We start from the raw sequence: 16,310 nt of genomic DNA on the forward strand, positions 1-16,310 counted from the left end.
AACCGGAATTGTCAGACACCCCCTAAGGGACGATGGACTGCGACTGAGCCGTCGCGTCCGCTCACCGGCAGCCGAACAAGGCCCGTACCCGAAAGGGTGAACACATCCTCATGCAACGCCACCGCCCTCGGCCAACCCATACCTTTACGGCAGGCCCGGCGGATGCGAGACCGCAACCACCATGCAGAGCAGCGCTGGCACCTACGGCGCACACGCACTGCCCAGGTGGCACAGAACGATCGTGCTGCCGACTCCGAGTGGTCACCACTCCGCCGGGCCGCATGCGTAACAGGGACGTACGAGATACCGCCGATCGTCGCCTCAGATGCCTGGCGAGTTGACTGTATTGGTTGTCAAAGGACAACTGCCGGGCGCGGCTTTCACGCGGCACGGGCAGACGGGCGGGCCGCCCTATGCGCGGGCCGCCGCCCAGGCGGCCCCGAGTTCCACGAGCCTTTAGCGGAGCTGGCCTCGCCGCTCCTCCAGTTTTCCGGCCTGTGAGAGTGCTGTTCGTGATGTCCGTCCGCGCTGTGACCTGGGACATCCTGGCCTCGTTTGCCGACCGGCGTCGTGATGTTCGCGATGTCAGCGCCGTCGGCATGGAGGGCACGTGGCTCAGAGACTGGCACTTGGGCAGCTCAGGATGCAGAAGGTGCGACATCGGAACGGCCGCTGCTCGTACACCATCTTCGGCTCGGCCAGCGGACTGCACTCCGCTGCCGACAGGTACCTGTCGAGGTACGCGAGCACGGGCTCGGACCGGACGTACGCGTACCTGCTCGTAGATCACCTTCGGTGGCTGGAGCACGAGGGGCTGACACCCGACAGCGTGGTCTTTCGCGATCTCCAGCGGTACATGGGCGCCGTCGGGGCGAAGGTCCCGATGCCGTACGGAGCGCCGTGGCGGGTAGGCAAGCGCGCCTATCAGAATGACGCTCTGCGCGGGGCGGCCGCTTGCCTCAAGGGCTTCTACCTGCGGCAGGCCGAACTCGGCATCAACATTGCACTCGTCCAGGTCCTGACGCTGTCGCGGATGCCGACGCAGATGGACAGGGACCGCGCCCTTCTGGGGCATCTCAAGCAGAGCATGAACGCCAATCCGCTCGCGCCGAAGGAACTAAAGCGCCGGCACAAGAAGATGCTGCCGGACGGCGCGCGGAACGTGCTGCTGGAGAAGGTGAGCTCGGCCCGGGACCGGGTCGTCGTCGAGTGGCTGAGCGACGGAGGGTTTCGCATCGGTGAACTGTGCGGCCTTCACCTGGCTGACCTGCATCTGCGCGAGGACGCTGCCTGCGGCGAGTGCCGGGCACCGCACGCCCATGTCTGCCACCGCGACGGATTGATCACCGACGCGCGCGCGAAGACCAAATGGCCGTGGGAGTTCGACAACCAGGTGGTCCGGGGCGGGCTGATCAAACGGGTCAGCCCGGCAATGATCCACGCCTACTTCGACTACATGACGACCGAGTACCCGCGCGGGGCCGCCCACGGGATACTGCTAGTCCAGCAGCACGGACACAACCGCGGTCTGCCCTGGGCGCCCGAAGGGGCACGCAAGATGCTCAAGCGGGCCGGGGCCCGCGCCGGCCTCGGTCTGTTCCGCCCACACATGTTCCGTCACACCTGGGCGAACACTTTGCTCGATGCGTCGAACGGCAACCTGCTCATCGTCAGGGACGCGGGTGGATGGGCCTCGACCGAAACGGTCGATGAGATCTACGCACACGTTGACGTGAACGATCCCGCCTTCAACGCCGCTTTGATGGCCACGTGGGGTGAGCTGGTGTGAGCGACATCCTGTTGCCTGTGCACTCCGGCGCAGACCCGACGAAGCGCCGGGAGACCCGCGACCGGCTGGAAGTGCTGACCGCTCTACTCGCAGGCCCACACGTCGAGCCGCTGTTCCGCGAAGCCCTGATCGAAATCCCTGCGGACCACCCCGTCTTCGGCTGGCGCTGCCGGGTCGAAGACTGCGGCCACTCCCGGTACAACGCCCACGACCTGTGCAACCCCCACCGGCAGGAATGGGTACGCGCCCGCCGGGCCAAGCCGCATCTGACACGCCGTGTCTTCCTGCGGGACGCGAAACCCGAGGAGTTCCTGGCCCGGATAGGCGAGCCTCCGGGGTGCCGCATCTGCCCCGAGCGCCCAGCCAGCAACCACACGCTGCGGCTGTGTATGACCCACCGCAGCCGCTGGAGGAAGGCGTCGAGGGTTGACCCGGATCTGGTCTTTGACGATTGGCTCGCCACTCAGGCAGAGCCGCTGCCCGGCTACTGCGACTGCGTCGTGGCTTCCTGCCCGTCCCTGTCCGACAGCCCGCTCGGACTGTGCTGGGTGCACGAACTGCGCTACGAAAGGGAAGGGCGCCCTGGCAAGGCCGCCCGTCTGCCGGGCTGGTTCAACATCAACCACACGGTCGGCATCCCCGCCCTGCTCCAGCACGCGGACAAGGCCGTGTTCCACCGATGGTGCAGGACCGCGCAGCCGGTCATCCGGGCTGGCACAATCAATCTCCACGGTCTTCCTTCGCTGCTGCGAGCCGAATTCCAGTGGATGCTGGTTGCCCACACCCAGCGAACTGCCCGTACCTACTGGCCGCTTCGCTGGATCCAGCGACTCGTGAACCTGGCCCGCGATCGCCGTGTCGGTTCACTGACGGAGCTGGCCGAAGAACGCAGCCAACTGGAGGTCCACACGCGGCTGATCCTTCAGGAATCGCTGACCGAGCTACGGATCGTCTACTTCACACCGGAGGAGACGAAGGAGATCGGCTACATCGAGACCGAGCACTTCGGGGTCTGCTTCCGGCGCCGGCACAGCCAATGGATTCTCACGGACGTCCCCCAGCGATGGCTGCGCGACCTGCTCTGGGAGCACATTGCTAACCGGTTGCGGGCGCCCAGGGCTCTGCGGAGCACCAACCCGCTCGACAATGACCGGCGGGCTTGCGTAGAGCTGGGCGCCTTCTTGGAAATCACGGCTCCCGGTGGCGGCCACGACCCGCAGCTGCTGGACGAAGAGCACATGCGGCGATTCGTCAGCGATCGCCGGAGTCGTATGCGTAACAGCCTTCCCGCCCTGGCCCTTTGCGACAACACGGGCCAGCCGAGCACGGTCACCGAGCAGTCCGGCCGGTTGGTCTTCAACCACGCGCGGGCGATCCTGCGTGCCGCCCTGGACAGCGGACAGGCGGATGAGCTCATGCTGTCACGGAGGTTCGTCGTCGCGCTGCCTGCCGGCGGCGCCGCTCAGCACAGGGCCCGACGGCCGTTCCCCGACCCTGTCGCCCGGGCACTGGCCGACCAGGGAAACCTGCAGGCGCTGGCGGACCGCTACGACCCGAAGGACCGCGGGATTCGCGATGTGTGGGAGACCTTGGTGTTCACCGGCCGTCGGGCCAATGAAGTGCTGCAGCTACGGCTGGAGTGCCTCGCGGTCCACCGCCGTGTCCCCTTCCTCTGGCACGACCAGACGAAGGTCGGCAACTTCGACGAGGCGATCCGCATCCCCGAGGCGCTCTACCTGCGCCTGCAAAAACGCCAACAGGCCACCCTGGAGCGGTTCGAGGACCGCCACAGCCGGCCAGCGACCACGAAGGAGCGCGCTGCGCTGGCACTGTTCCCCTCTCCCAACCACAACTCCAAAGGTACGGAGCCGATTTCGTACACCTTCTTCCAGAAAAGCTTCAGCAGCTGGCTCCAGGACCTCGACATCGGCGCGTGGGTCCCACACCAGGCTCGTCATACTCTGGCCACCAATCTCCTCAAACACGGGGCCGGCCTGCACCACATCAAGCAGTACCTCGGCCAGGTCTCCCAACGGATGGCCGAGCACTATGCGAAGGTCGTCTCCTCTGAGATCGACGACGTCCTGGAGCGCGTCTGGGTGGCCGGACAGGGCTCTGCCCGCCCCGGTGAGCTCCTCGTCTCGCCGACGCAGGGCATGTCCAAGGCGGATGCCGAAGCCATGGCCCTGGACCTGGCTCGCCGCAGCACCCCGGCCGAAGGCGGCTTCTGCACCTTCCAACCCGTGGTCCGCGGAGACGCCTGCCCCCGGAATCTGGACTGCCACAACTGCGACAAGTTCGTCATGTCCGGCGCCGATCTCCTCTACTGGCGCCGCAAGGCCGAGCAGTGGCGGACCCTGGCTGAACGCGCCCCCGACGATGCCACCGCCGACTACCTGCACCAGCTCTTCGAACCCACGGCCCGCGCCCTCGACGGTCTGGAGCAGGCCCTGACCGCCCTCGGCCTGCTCGAAGACGCGCTCGCGCTGGATCTGCGACGTCCTCAGGACTACTTCCATCGCCTGTGGAGCCTCGCCTTCCGCGCCAGCGATCTGGCCGTCGCAAACGGCGACCTTCACGACGACACCCCCACCACGGCCGAGGACACCCCATGACCGCCCCTGCGAGTCCCGCCGCCCGCACGGCCCACGCGCTCCAGGCGCGGCGCAAGAAGGCCGAAGAGGGTCTGATCCGGATCAAGGCTGTCCTCGATCAGATGATCAATGCCCGTACGCCGATCTCCATGGCCGGCGTCGCCCGGGCTGCCGAGGTGTCGCGCACGTTCCTCTACGAGCACGCAGACGCCCGCGCTCTGGTCACCGAAGCGATGAGCCAGGCAGCAGGGCGACGCGTCCAGGACCGCCGGACCGAACAAGCAGAGGTCGTGGCGTCCTGGCGAGAGCGGGCCTTGAACACGGAGGACGCGCTCAAGGCTGCGCATACCGAGATCCTCGCCCAGCGCGAGCAGATCGCCGTTCTCCTCGGGCAGATCCGGGACCTCCAGACTCAGTGGACCCAGGCGGACATCACCCGGATCGTCACTGACGGCAGGGCCTTGAAGAAACAAGTCCATGGGCTGACCACTGAGAACACGTCCTTGACCGGAAAGCTGGCCGCCGCCCGCGAGAACATCCGCTTCGCCGACAGGCGCATCGCTGACCTTGAAGCCCAGCTCGCCGAACCGGACCAGGGCCCGACATGAACTGCGGCCGACCGGTCTCGGGCCCGGTGCCCGTATGTGACCCCAGTGAGCCCCGACGGGGATTGGCCCGATGCACGATCGACAACTGCACGATGAGGACGTAACGGTGAAGCTCTTCGGCCCCAAGGCTGTGTGCAAGCAGCTCAGCTGACCTCGGCCTGGCGGTTCGTTTCAGTCGTTCACCAGCAAGATCTTGCCGGTGTGCTGGCCTGTTTCCATGAGCCGGTGTGCCTGGGCGGCCTCGGCCATGGGCAGGGTCTGATCGATGATGAGCTGCACGGCTCCGTTCTCGATCATCGGCCAGACCTTCTCTTGCGCTGCCGCCACGATGGCGGCTTTCTGCTCTGCGGGCCGGGTGCGCAGGGTGGTGCCGTGTACCGACAAGCGGCGGAAGACCAGCTCAGCGAGGTTGAGATTGCCCTCAAGCCCGTCCTGCAGGCCGATGACTGTCAGACGGCCGTCGGTGGCCAGGGAACGGATGTTGCGTTCGAGGTACTGGCCGCCCACGACGTCGAGGATGACGTCGTAGGGGCCGTGCTCGGTGAAGTCCTGCGTGCGGTAGTTGATCGTCAGGTCGGCGCCCAGGTCTTGCGCGCGGGCGGCCTTCTGGGGGCCGCCCACGGTGGTGACGACCCGGGCCCCCAGCGCCTTTGCGATCTGGATCGCAAACGTGCCTACACCACCTGCTCCGCCGTGCACGAGGAAGGTTTCGCCCTCCTTCAGTCCTGCGGTCATGACGATGTTCGACCACACCGTGGCGACGGCTTCCGGCAAAGCGGCTGCCTCCGCCAGGCCGATCCCCTTGGGAATTGTGAACAGCTGTCCTGCGGGCACGGCGACCTTCTGCGCGTAACCGCCGCCCGTCAGCAGGGCACAGACTTCATCGCCCAGCTGCCAGCCGCTGACGCCTTGTCCGATGGCACTGATGCGGCCGGAGACTTCCAGTCCCGGGTAAGGCGAAGCGCCCTTCGGTAGGGGGTACAGGCCCATCCGCTGCATGACGTCGGCCCGGTTCAGTGCGCTGGCCACTACGTCGACGACGACTTCGCCGGCACCGGGCGCCGGATCTTCGACCTCGGTCCACTCCAGGACCTCAGGCCCGCCCGCTTGTTTGATCGTTACTGCTTTCATGATGCTCCGCTCATGTGGACGAGAAGGGCTTGCGGATGTCCGGAAGGGGGCGCCAGCCATGGGTCTCGCAGGGGAGACCTGGCGCTGCTTGTGGCCCATGCCGACTAGGTGAGGATTTGCATCCTTAGTACGCAATACCCGCAAAGCGAATGTTTGCACTGCTCACATTAGATAGTGAAGTGTGCAGCGTCAACATTGAGCGGGGTGAGGGCCGCCACTCGACGGTCGCCCCTGGCCTGCCGAGGCGCGCGCGAGCCCGTGCTCGCTGAGGGGGTCGCTCTCGCTCTGACCGATGACGGTTACGGTCGCCCGCGGTCAGAGGGGTTGCTGGCGGTTGCCTACGGGAGTGCCGGGGCGGCGCTGAACAGCGCCAGGACCGCAGTGCGGACCTGGCGGGCGACCGCTTCGGGGGTGGCTGCGTCGAACTTGCCGTCGAGGTGCAGGAATGCCAGGCCGTGGGCGAGTGCCCACACCGATGTCCACAGCGTCTCCGGGTCGGCGTCGGGGAAGGTGCGGGTGACGATGTCGCGGACGTACTCCGCGATGGCCGCGGTCGCGGCGACCCGTTCGTCGTTGCCGGGGTCGCAGGGCTCGGCGAACATCGCCCGGAACAGCGCGGGGTGGTCGAGCGCGAAGCGGACGTAGGCGATCGCGACCGCCGCAAGCTCCTCGGGGGTCGCGGGTGCGGGGTGGGCGGTGGCCAGGTGCTCGGTGAGTTCGCGATAGCCCTCGGCTGCGACTGCGGAGACGAGTGCTTCGCGGTCCGGGAAATGGCGGTAGGGGGCGGCCGGTGACACGCCTGCGCGCCGTGCGACGGCCCGCATCGACAGTGCTGCGCTGCCGTCCTCCTCCAGCAGTTCGCGTGCGGCGCGCAGGCAGGCGGCACGCAGGTCGCCGTGATGGTACGCAGTCGCCTGTGTCACAGGTCACGCCCTCTCGTGTATGCACCGCTTACATTCCCTGATTAATGTGAGCGCCGTACACATCCTAGGCGATCGCTCCGAGCGGTCGAACAGAGCAGAGAAGGATTCGGATGACCAGCGAGCTGTTCTCGTCATTGCCCCTGCGTTCCGGACAGGTGCTGGGCAACCGGATCGCGAAGGCTGCCATGGAGGAGAACCTGGCCGGCGAAGGGCAGTTGCCCGGCCGGCATCTGATGGCGCTGTACCGGCACTGGGCTGCGGGCGGCACCGGGCTGCTGATCACTGGCAACGTCATGGTGCATGCCGAGGCGCTGACCGGGCCCGCGGGGGTCGTGCTCGACGAGGCCGCTCCGCTGAAGCCGTTCACCGAGTGGGCCAAGGCCGGCAAGTCGGGCGGGGCATCGATCTGGATGCAGATCAATCACCCCGGCCGCCAGGTGCAGGCCGGCATGCCCGGCGTGGTGTGGGGGCCCTCGGACGTAGGTGTCGACCTGGGACGGCACAGCAACCGGTTCGGCCGGCCACTGGCCATGACTCCCGAGCAGATCGACGCCACCGTGACCCGGTTCGCGGTAACGGCCCACCGCGCCGAAAAGGCGGGCTTCGACGGCGTGGAGATCCACGCCGCGCACGGCTACCTGCTGTCACAGTTCCTCTCTCCGCTGGTCAACAAGCGCACCGACGCCTGGGGCGGGTCGCTGGAAAACCGGGCCCGCATGCTGCTGGACGTCGTGCGTGCCGTGCGCGCCGCGGTCTCACCGTCGTTCGGGGTCGGGGTGAAGCTCAACTCCGCCGACTTCCAGCGTGGCGGGTTCGACACCAACGACGCACGGCAGGTGATCGAGATGCTCGAACCCCTCGGCGTCGACTTGGTCGAACTGTCCGGCGGCAGCTACGAGAGTCCGGCGATGACCGGCCGCCCCGCCGATGAGCGCACCCAGGCCCGTGAAGCCTATTTCCTGGACCTGGCCAAGGACCTGGCACGCAGCAGTTCGGTCCCGCTGATGCTCACCGGCGGCATCACCCGCCGCGAGACCGCCGAGACGGTGCTCGCCGACGGCGTGGCGCTCGTCGGAATGGGCACCGCCCTCTCCGTCACCCCGGACCTGCCCAACCGCTGGCGCAGCGGCCGCGAAGCCGACCGGCAGCTGCGGTCGGTGACCTGGTCCGACAAGGCCCTCGCCTCGGCCGCCACCATGGCCCAGGTCCGCCACCAGATGCGCCGCATCGCCCACGGCAATGCCCCCAGGCCCGGCACCCACCCGGTGCGCGCCCTGCTCACCGAACAACTCCAGCAGCGCCGCGCGCTCCGCCGCTACCGCACCTGGCTGACCGAAACCCGGCACACGGGCACAGGGACGAGTCGGGCCGCGTGACCCCTGTGCGCAGCCGGACTGAGCGACGGCCATGGGGCGACGCCGGCCCCGCGCACCGTCCTTGTCCGGGCCGCCGCATGGCCCCGCGCGCCGGGCGGGGCGGTGCGTGCCTGTGGGCTGCGGCCCGCCCGGCCCCGCCACGAGGCGCGGACGGCAGCGGCGAGAGCTGCGGCCGGTTGCGCATCGCAGGTGAGACGCGACCATGAACGGGGGGATATGCACCTTTCTGTCCGGTTAAGCGCCGGACGCTAGGCGCGACGGAGTACGCACCCGGGACAGGGAGCAGTCATGACCGAGATACCGCCGCCCATCACGCCCTACCTCGAACCCGCCGCCAAGGAGCTGGCTGAGGCGACCGACCCACATCCGCGGATCTACGAGGTCCCCCCGGAGCAGGGGCGCCAGATCCTCCTCAACCTGCAGAGCGACAGCAGCGTGCCCCGCCCCGACGTCGACGAGGAGTGGGTCGAGATCGATGCGGGCAAGTGGGGCACGGTCCGCACGCGCATCGTCCGCCCCAAGGGGGCCAGCGGTCCGCTGCCGGTGGTCTTCTACATCCACGGCGCCGGCTGGGTCTTCGGCGACGACAAGACCCACGACCGCCTCTTTCGTGAACTCGCGGTCGGCGCGGGCGCCGCAGGCATCTTCCCCGTCTACGACCGGGCGCCGGAGGCGAAGTACCCCACCCAGGTGGAACAGAACTACGCCGTGGGCCAGTGGGTCCTGGAACATGGCGCGGAGCACGGCCTGGACACCTCACGCATCGCCGTCACCGGCGAATCGGTCGGCGGCTGCATGGCTGCGGTGTTCGCGCTGATGAACAAGGAGCGCGGCGGGATCGACCTCAAGGCCCAGGTCCTGCTCTACCCGGTCGCCAACGCCGACTTCGACACCCCTTCCTACCTGCAGTTCGCCGAGGGCTACTACCTCACCCGCGAGGGCATGCAGTGGTTCTGGGACGCCTACACCACCGACCCCGCCCAGCGCGCCGAACACCACGCCTCTCCCCTGCAGGCGAGCCTCGAGCAGCTCAAGGGCCTCCCCGCCACCCTCGTGATCACCGACGAGGCAGACGTGCTGCGCGATGAGGGCGAGCAGTACGCCAACAAGCTTCGCGAAGCTGGCGTAGATGTGACATCCGTCCGCGTTGCGGGCATGGTTCACGACTTCCTTCTGCTGGACAGCCTGCGCGACACCCGCGCCGCCAACGTCGCCCGAAGGCTCGCCGTCGACGCCCTCAGCTCAGCTCTGCACGCCACCTGAGACACCCCCGCCTCACGGTGTTGACGGTGCTTACATGGCTGGCTAGGCTGATGTAAGCACCGCCAACATTTCTGTGAGGGAGTCATCAGATGGCGTCAGTTCTGCAGGAAACCGTCACGGTCGATCTGGGCGGCCGTTCGGTCGCGGTCCCCAAGGGCGGCCTGTACGACCGGTACCGCATGGCCACCGACCTCGACGAGGTCGCCCGCGACCCCCGCGTCAGTGGCGTGGACTTCTTCCGGCGGCTGCCCAAGACCGAGGTCGACTCTCCGATCGGGGCCACGCTCACCCCGAACTTCTACTACCGCATCGCAACCGCCCGCCTCACGATGCTCGCCCGCACCCGCGCAATCCGTACCCGCCTCCCCAGGGAGCTGGCACCCCTGGAGGTCGCGCCCGGACTCGGGCTCGTCTCGGTGATGTTCTTTCGCTACGACGTGTGTGACATCGACTTCTACACCGAAGCCGCCGTCGGTATCGCGGTGAAGCCGGCCCGGCACGGCGGACTCGGACTCTTCGACCTCGTGACCGCCCTCAAGAACGAGCACCTCGATACCTATGTGCTCTCCCTGCCGGTCAGCAGCGAGATCGCGCAGGTGCGCGGGCACGACGGCTACGGCTTCCCCAAATGGGTCACCGGACTCGACGTCGACATCGACGCACGCCGCACGACGGCACGGGTGGCCAACGACACGGGCGGGACGGACCTGTCGTTCTCTGCTCCCACGCCTGCCCAGAGCGCCCATCCGAGCGGTGAGCGGGTCTCCAGCCTCACCTCGTACACGTCAGTCAACGGATCCTGGCACTCCACCCTCAACCAGACCAACATGCTCGCGGCGGGCACCGCGCGCTTCCCCCGCGGCCTCGAGCTCCAGCTCGGGCAGGGCCCCATGGCCGACGACCTGCGCTCGCTCAAGCCGACCAGGACGGTGCAGTTCGACGTCATGACCGAAGGCCAAGCCGCCCTGCACATGCCCGTCCCCACCTCGGTCCCCAGTCGGGACCAGTGACAAGGAGCTCCGCCATGGTCACCGATCACGCCGCCCCGCCCGCCGCCGTCCGCGGCACCGGCCTGCCCGCCTCACTCTCCCCAGACCGAATACACCAGCTGGCAGGGCGCGTCGCGGCCACGGCCGATGCCGAACGGGTCACCACCCGCGCCCCCTACACCGGCGCCCCGCTGGCCGACCTTCCCCTCTCGGCACCCGCCGACGTCGAGGACGCGTTCGCCCGTGCCCGCACCGCCCAACGGGCCTGGGCAGCCGCCCCGTTGCGAGAGCGCAAGAAGATCATGCTGCGCTTCCACGACCTCGTTCTCGCCCGCCAGGACGAGGCACTGGACCTGATGCAGGCCGAGAGCGGCAAAACCCGCCGCGACGCCCACCTGGAGGTGGTCGACACCGCGATCACCTCCCGCTACTACGCGCGCAGCGCCGCCACGTATCTGGGGCCCAAGCGCCGCCGCGGCGCGGTCCCGGTGTTGACCCATACCACCGAACTGCGCCACCCCAAAGGCGTCGTCGCCATCGTCTCCCCGTGGAACTACCCCTTGAGCATGGCCGCCGGCGACGCCATCCCGGCGCTCATGGCCGGCAACGCCGTCGTCCAGAAACCCGACACCCAGACCGCCCTCACCGCGCTGTGGGCCCTGGACCTGATGCACGAGGCTGGGCTGCCCGTCGGCGTATGGCAGATGGTGATCGGCCGTGGCAGCTCCATCGGCGACGCCCTGATGGCAGGTGCCGACTACATGATGTTCACCGGCTCCACCGCCACGGGACGACGCATCGCCCGCGACGCGGGGGAACGCCTCATCGGCGCCTCCCTCGAACTCGGCGGCAAGAACGCCATGATCGTGCTCGATGATGCCGACATCGACCGCGCCGCCGACGGCGCCATCGCCGCATGCTTCCCCTCGGCCGGACAGCTCTGCGTCTCCATCGAGCGCCTGTACGTGGCCGAGTCCCTGCGCGACAAGTTCGTCGCCGCCTTCGTCGCCCGCACCAAGAGGCTCACGCTGGGCGCCGCCTACGACTTCAGCATCGACGTCGGCTCCCTCACCACCCCCGCCCAGCTGGAAACCGTCACCGCACACGTCGACGACGCCGTCACCAGGGGCGCCACCGTCCTGGCCGGAGGCAGGGCGCGCCCCGACCTGGGCCCGCTGTTCTACGAACCGACCATCCTCACCGACGTCACCCCCGACATGACGCTGCACGACCACGAGACCTTCGGCCCCGTCGTCTCCCTCTACCCCTTCGACCACGTCGACGAGGCGATCGCACGGGCCAACGCCACCGCCTACGGCCTCAACGCCAGCGTCTGGACCCGCAACGGGGCGCGGGGCCGGGCCGTTGCCGCCCGCATCCACGCCGGCACCGTCAACGTCAACGAAGCCTTCGCTGCCGCCTGGGGCAGCATCGACGCCCCGATGGGCGGCATGGGCGACTCGGGAATCGGCCGACGTCACGGCGCCGACGGAATCCTCAAATACACCGAGCCGCAAACCGTCGCCCACCAGCGCCTCCAGGGCTTCACCCCGCCCTCGCGCATCTCGCCCGACACATGGGCCGCGCTCCTGACGGGCGCACAGAAAGTCCTTCGGGCGGTCGGCGCTCGGTGAACCCTTCCCGGGAGCGAGCGTCATCACAGCAAAGGAGACAGAGATGACCAGAGTCCTCATCGTCGTATCCGCAGCGGACCGCTGGACGCTGAAAGACGGAGAAGTGCACCCCTCGGGCTACTGGGGCGAGGAACTGGCCATTCCCCACAAGATCTTCATCCGCGCAGGATGGGAGATCACGCTCGCGACGCCCGGTGGCAAGGCCCCCACCCTGGACCGCCTGAGCATGTCCCGCACCGCCGGCCTGCCGTCCAAACTCCGCGAAGTCGCACGGTACCTCGACACCATCCAGGACCAACTGAACAACCCCACACCCCTGGAAGCGATCGACCCGGACGCATACGACCTGGTCTTCTACCCCGGCGGACACGGACCGATGGAGGACCTCGCCACCGACCCGGTCTCCGGAGCGCTCCTCACCCGCGTGCTGCACTCAGGCAAGCCGCTGGCCCTGTTGTGCCACGCACCGGCCGCCACGTTTGCGGCGAAGAACGAGGACGGCTCGTGGCCGTTCGCCGGATACCGGATGACGGGCCTGTCCAATTTCGAGGAGAAGTTCAACAGCTTCGGCCGCAAAGCGATCTGGCTCCTGGAAGACCGCCTGCGCGCAAGCGGCGCCGACTACCGCAAGGGACGCCTGCCCCTGCGCCCCTTCATGGAAGTCGACCGCAACCTCTACACCGGACAGAACCCCGCCTCCTCCGAACTGCTCGCCAAACGACTCGTGGAGGTCCTGGACACCTGAGCGGCAAGACGCGGAGCCTCTGCAACACCACGAGTTCAACCTCAGCAGAATGCAAGTTCCCTACCTTCCCCGACGCGAGGGGTGGCGCCACTCACTCGTCAGAGCGATCGATGGTGTCCTTCTCGCAAGCGTCCCGGACATGTTCGCTATGTTCAGCTGCAGGTTGCGCAGCCTGCGCGGACGCTCACGGCCGGAAAACTCAAGGACCAGCGAGGTGGGTGACAGGACGAAGACGTTGCCTCGGTAGGGGAGGAATCCGAGCTGCTCCCACCCTCTGGCGATCTTGGCCGTGACGCGGTCCCACTCGGCTTCGTTCCGCAGTCGATCCGCGCTGAGGTCGGAGACTCCAGGGGCACACGCCACGGCCCGGCATCCGGGCGTCAGACGGAAAATGGCTTCGGAGGCGAGGATCATGCCCAAGCCGCGCCCTCTCCATTCCTCGTGCAGGGTGACGCGGTCCATGACGAGCAGGGCGGAACCGCTGTACTCCAGCAGTTCTCCGACCTCGTCCGTGTAGTAGCCGGTAGCGGGGTCGAGGAGGGCCTGCGCGATCTCGTAGAGGTCCTCCGACGCCTCCTCCATAGCTGCGTACGCGTTGCGCCCGCGGTCGAGGTGCACACGAAAGAAGGTCATCGAACCGGCCGCGCTGTCGCTCACGGTGTACGCCGGGCAGTCTTCTGCGTTGCACGCGCCGGGCGCTGCCGGGCAACGACTGCCGTCGTGCTCCCGGCTCCGGTGGAGGATTTCCACGCTCCACTCTTCCAGGGTGTCCGCGTCGGGGGTGTCACTCAGCGTGTCGGTATAGACGACGCGCAGATGCAGCTCGGACGGGTCACCAGGGAACGGCAAGGGCTCGATCACCGCAGCAGCCTAGCCACGCAAAGGGCTGGAGCGTCACGACGTGCGAGATTAATCGAACACATGATTGGATTGCTCGTCATGGAGGCAACCCCGTACTCCCGTGATCTCCTGCGAGTGCAGGCCGACTGGTGCCGGACGTACGAGACGCTCGCGAACTCGACTGGCGCGGTCGGCGTGACGGCTCTGCGCCGCCGCCTTCTGCACCTGTCCGTCCGGATTCTGTGGCACCCGCACTGGGCAGCGCAGGAGAATTCGCCCGCCGCCCGCGTCGAGCTGCGTCGGCAGGCCAGGGCGATGGAGTCCAGGTCAGCGCGAGCAGGTTAGTCCGGTGAGCGGTCCAGCTGCGCAGCCGTATGCGCGCATCACGCTGGTGCTGCCCGACGACCAGACCGTCGAGGTGCGCCTATACGAGCGTTTGCAGACCACCGGACGGTTTCCTTGGCGGTTTCGCATTGGCCTCCCGTCGTGGGTGGCGACCGAGGCGGGGGTGGAGCCCGCGGAGTATTCGGTCTGGGTCACGGACCAGCAGCTGCGGCCGATCGAAGGGGTTGATCTGTCGGTCGTCCCGACGCATCGGCGCCTGGAAGGTCCGCCGCCGACGAAGCCTTCCGGCTGGGTCGTGCGCCCCGATCCCCAACGCCGTGGCGGCATGCTCGTGCATGATGCCGCGTGTCGCCACGCCACTGGCGGGGGACGGGAGTTGGGCTCCCTTGACGCCCTGGATGCACTGATGCGCCCCGGAACGAAAGCGTGCCACGACTGCGCTGCCGCCGAAATCCTGCTCCCTGCAATGGAATTGGGGCAGGGGTACGGTTAGCCGCCGCTCTGAGCGACGCGAAGCAGCCGCTCAGAGCGGGGCGCCAGGTCCTCTCGACGTCTGAGCTCGGACATGACGAAGCCCCCGGAATCGCGAGGCGGATTCCGGGGGCCGTATCAGGGGCGTGTGTCTGCTAGCTCTCGGTGGAGCCGTCGCTGTCGGAGTCGTCCGTACGGCGTCGGCGGGAAACGATGAGTGCGCCGCCGCCGGCGACGAGGAGGAGACCGGCGCCGCCCATCAGCCACGGGGTGGCATCGGCGCCGGTGTGGGCGAGGGAACCGTCGGGCTCGGGAGCCGTCGTGCTCGATGCGGTCTCGTCGGGAGCCGGGGAGCCAGTCGGCTTCCCCTTCGTCTCCGGCGTGCCGTGGTCACCGGAGCTGCCGGACGTCGTCTTGTCCGAAGGCTTCTCGGTCGGCTTCTCCGAGGGCTTCTCGGTCGGCTTCTCCGAGGGGTCGGGGCTCGGTGGGGTGGTGTGGGTCTTGGCGTTGGTGACGGTCACGGTGACTGGGTCGCCGGGCTTGGCCTTGAAGTCGCGCTGCCCCTTGTAGAGGTCGTATCCCGCGGGCGCCTTCGTCTCCTTGACCCAGAAGTTGGTGCCGGTGCGGTTGTCGACCGGGAGCTTGGCGGTGACAGTGCCCTTGTCGCCGGTGGTGAGGGTGAGGAGGGTCTTGTCTCCGGTGCCGATGTTGACGGTGGCGCCGGGCAGGAGCTTGCCGCTCTTGTCGTCCTTGGCCTTGAGCAGGACGGAGGCGGGCTTGAACGGATCGACGATGGTGAGCGGGGCGTCGGTGCCGGGAGTGACGATGACGTCCTGGTCCTCGACGACGTCGTGCAGCGGGCTGCCGCTGGAGATCTCCTTGAGCCGGTAGACGCCCGGTGCCAGGCCCTTGAAGGCCAGATGGCCCTCGGCGTCGGTCTTGCCGCTCCCGACTTCCTTGCCCGTGGAGTCGTACAGGGCGAAGGACACGCCGGCCAGGACATCGCCGCCCGCGTCCTTCTTCAGGATCGCGACGCCTCCGCCCTCTGTGGCATTACGTGGGGCGGGTGTGGTGGAGGCGGGCGGGGTCGGATCCGGGGTCTGGGCGGAGGCTGACGGGGCCCAGACCAGGGATCCGGTCACAGCGGCGGCGACGGTGAGGGCCGCGGTCGGAAGAAGGCGGGCGGATCGGGTGTGCAAGTAGGGACTCTCCAGGAAGGGGGATGACATGGGCAAGGCCGCGGGGGCGGTTAGCGGGTGCGGCTCGTGCCGGGGAGCGCCGCAGGTGAGGCGACCGGCGCGGAGACGGGCACCTGATGCGCCGGGGCCGTCGCCGCGACGTATATGTGGCGGCGGGTGTGGAAGGGGATGTCCTTCACCGTGCGAGTCACTGGCTCTGTAGAGACCAGCGAGGCGGTGAAGGCGGCGACCAGTGTGGTTGGGCTGCCCTGGGAGAACCGTGCGCGCCAGTAGGGCTCGCTCGGGTAACCGCCCCAGGCCGACCAGGTGGGCGAGTCGGGGTGGATGGTGGTGGCGTAGCGGTGCTGTACGACACCGAGGGACTCGGGATCGCGGAAGAACTGGGCGCCGTCGGTCTTGATCT

General features: G+C 68.1%; 15 protein-coding genes and 1 pseudogene. 10 read left to right on the plus strand and 6 right to left on the minus strand.

Features of this window, described 5'->3' with window-relative positions:
• The first annotated feature begins 610 nt into the window (after positions 1 to 610).
• From ACZ6JY_RS36670 to ACZ6JY_RS36680, 3 genes are read left to right on the plus strand one after another with little or no spacing between them, the layout of a single operon-like run.
• Entirely contained in the window at positions 611 to 1,789 is a 1,179-nt protein-coding gene (locus tag ACZ6JY_RS36670) for a tyrosine-type recombinase/integrase (RefSeq protein ID WP_469203233.1), read from the plus strand.
• A complete protein-coding gene (locus ACZ6JY_RS36675) occupies positions 1,786 to 4,404 on the plus strand; it encodes a tyrosine-type recombinase/integrase (RefSeq protein ID WP_469203235.1) in 2,619 nt (872 codons plus the stop codon). Before ACZ6JY_RS36670 ends, ACZ6JY_RS36675 begins: the two co-directional genes overlap by 4 nt.
• A complete protein-coding gene (locus ACZ6JY_RS36680; protein WP_469203237.1) occupies positions 4,401 to 4,991 on the plus strand; it encodes a DUF6262 family protein in 591 nt (196 codons plus the stop codon). The genes ACZ6JY_RS36675 and ACZ6JY_RS36680 overlap by 4 nt, the downstream gene beginning before the upstream one ends.
• 171 nt (positions 4,992 to 5,162) lie before the next feature.
• Here the strand turns inward: ACZ6JY_RS36680 and ACZ6JY_RS36685 are convergent, their stop codons facing one another.
• Positions 5,163 to 6,122, minus strand: coding sequence for an NAD(P)H-quinone oxidoreductase (locus ACZ6JY_RS36685; protein ID WP_469203239.1), 960 nt, complete (start codon positions 6,120 to 6,122; stop codon positions 5,163 to 5,165).
• 338 nt (positions 6,123 to 6,460) lie between these two features.
• A complete protein-coding gene (locus ACZ6JY_RS36690) occupies positions 6,461 to 7,045 on the minus strand; it encodes a TetR/AcrR family transcriptional regulator (protein WP_469203241.1) in 585 nt (194 codons plus the stop codon).
• A 110-nt stretch (positions 7,046 to 7,155) separates the two neighbouring features.
• On the opposite strand from ACZ6JY_RS36690, the gene ACZ6JY_RS36695 reads away from it, so the two are divergent.
• From ACZ6JY_RS36695 to ACZ6JY_RS36715, 5 genes are all read left to right on the plus strand, one after another.
• Positions 7,156 to 8,421, plus strand: coding sequence for an NADH:flavin oxidoreductase/NADH oxidase family protein (locus tag ACZ6JY_RS36695; protein ID WP_469203243.1), 1,266 nt, complete (start codon positions 7,156 to 7,158; stop codon positions 8,419 to 8,421).
• Positions 8,422 to 8,709: 288 nt separating this feature from the next.
• Entirely contained in the window at positions 8,710 to 9,684 is a 975-nt protein-coding gene (locus ACZ6JY_RS36700; RefSeq protein WP_469203245.1) for an alpha/beta hydrolase, read from the plus strand.
• An 89-nt stretch (positions 9,685 to 9,773) separates the two neighbouring features.
• Positions 9,774 to 10,694, plus strand: coding sequence for an acetoacetate decarboxylase family protein (locus ACZ6JY_RS36705; protein ID WP_469203247.1), 921 nt, complete (start codon positions 9,774 to 9,776; stop codon positions 10,692 to 10,694).
• Positions 10,695 to 10,708: 14 nt separating this feature from the next.
• On the plus strand, positions 10,709 to 12,307 hold the full coding sequence (locus ACZ6JY_RS36710) for a succinic semialdehyde dehydrogenase (RefSeq protein WP_469203249.1): 1,599 nt from the start codon (positions 10,709 to 10,711) through the stop codon (positions 12,305 to 12,307).
• A gap of 43 nt (positions 12,308 to 12,350) precedes the next feature.
• Positions 12,351 to 13,052: a type 1 glutamine amidotransferase domain-containing protein gene (locus tag ACZ6JY_RS36715; protein ID WP_469203251.1), complete on the plus strand. Its 702-nt coding sequence runs from the start codon at positions 12,351 to 12,353 to the stop codon at positions 13,050 to 13,052.
• A 60-nt stretch (positions 13,053 to 13,112) separates the two neighbouring features.
• Here the strand turns inward: ACZ6JY_RS36715 and ACZ6JY_RS36720 are convergent, their stop codons facing one another.
• Positions 13,113 to 13,913: a hypothetical protein gene (locus ACZ6JY_RS36720; protein ID WP_469203253.1), complete on the minus strand. Its 801-nt coding sequence runs from the start codon at positions 13,911 to 13,913 to the stop codon at positions 13,113 to 13,115.
• A gap of 60 nt (positions 13,914 to 13,973) precedes the next feature.
• On the opposite strand from ACZ6JY_RS36720, the gene ACZ6JY_RS36725 reads away from it, so the two are divergent.
• The gene (locus ACZ6JY_RS36725; RefSeq protein WP_469203255.1) at positions 13,974 to 14,237 is read left to right on the plus strand and encodes a hypothetical protein; all 264 of its coding nucleotides are present in this window, start codon (positions 13,974 to 13,976) and stop codon (positions 14,235 to 14,237) included.
• Positions 14,238 to 14,241: 4 nt separating this feature from the next.
• The gene (locus ACZ6JY_RS36730) at positions 14,242 to 14,730 is read left to right on the plus strand and encodes a DUF6233 domain-containing protein (protein WP_469203257.1); all 489 of its coding nucleotides are present in this window, start codon (positions 14,242 to 14,244) and stop codon (positions 14,728 to 14,730) included.
• A gap of 133 nt (positions 14,731 to 14,863) precedes the next feature.
• Here the strand turns inward: ACZ6JY_RS36730 and ACZ6JY_RS36735 are convergent, their stop codons facing one another.
• The 3 genes and pseudogenes from ACZ6JY_RS36735 to ACZ6JY_RS36745 form a co-directional block, all read right to left on the minus strand.
• The gene (locus tag ACZ6JY_RS36735; RefSeq protein WP_469203258.1) at positions 14,864 to 15,907 is read right to left on the minus strand and encodes an MSCRAMM family protein; all 1,044 of its coding nucleotides are present in this window, start codon (positions 15,905 to 15,907) and stop codon (positions 14,864 to 14,866) included.
• 50 nt (positions 15,908 to 15,957) lie between these two features.
• Entirely contained in the window at positions 15,958 to 16,098 is a 141-nt protein-coding gene (locus ACZ6JY_RS36740; protein WP_469203260.1) for a hypothetical protein, read from the minus strand.
• 9 nt (positions 16,099 to 16,107) lie between these two features.
• Positions 16,108 to 16,308: pseudogene (locus ACZ6JY_RS36745) on the minus strand (SPDY domain-containing protein); the annotation flags it as partial.
• Between the last annotated feature and the right edge of the window lie 2 nt (positions 16,309 to 16,310).

This window comes from Streptomyces sp. NPDC046335 (assembly GCF_055587985.1).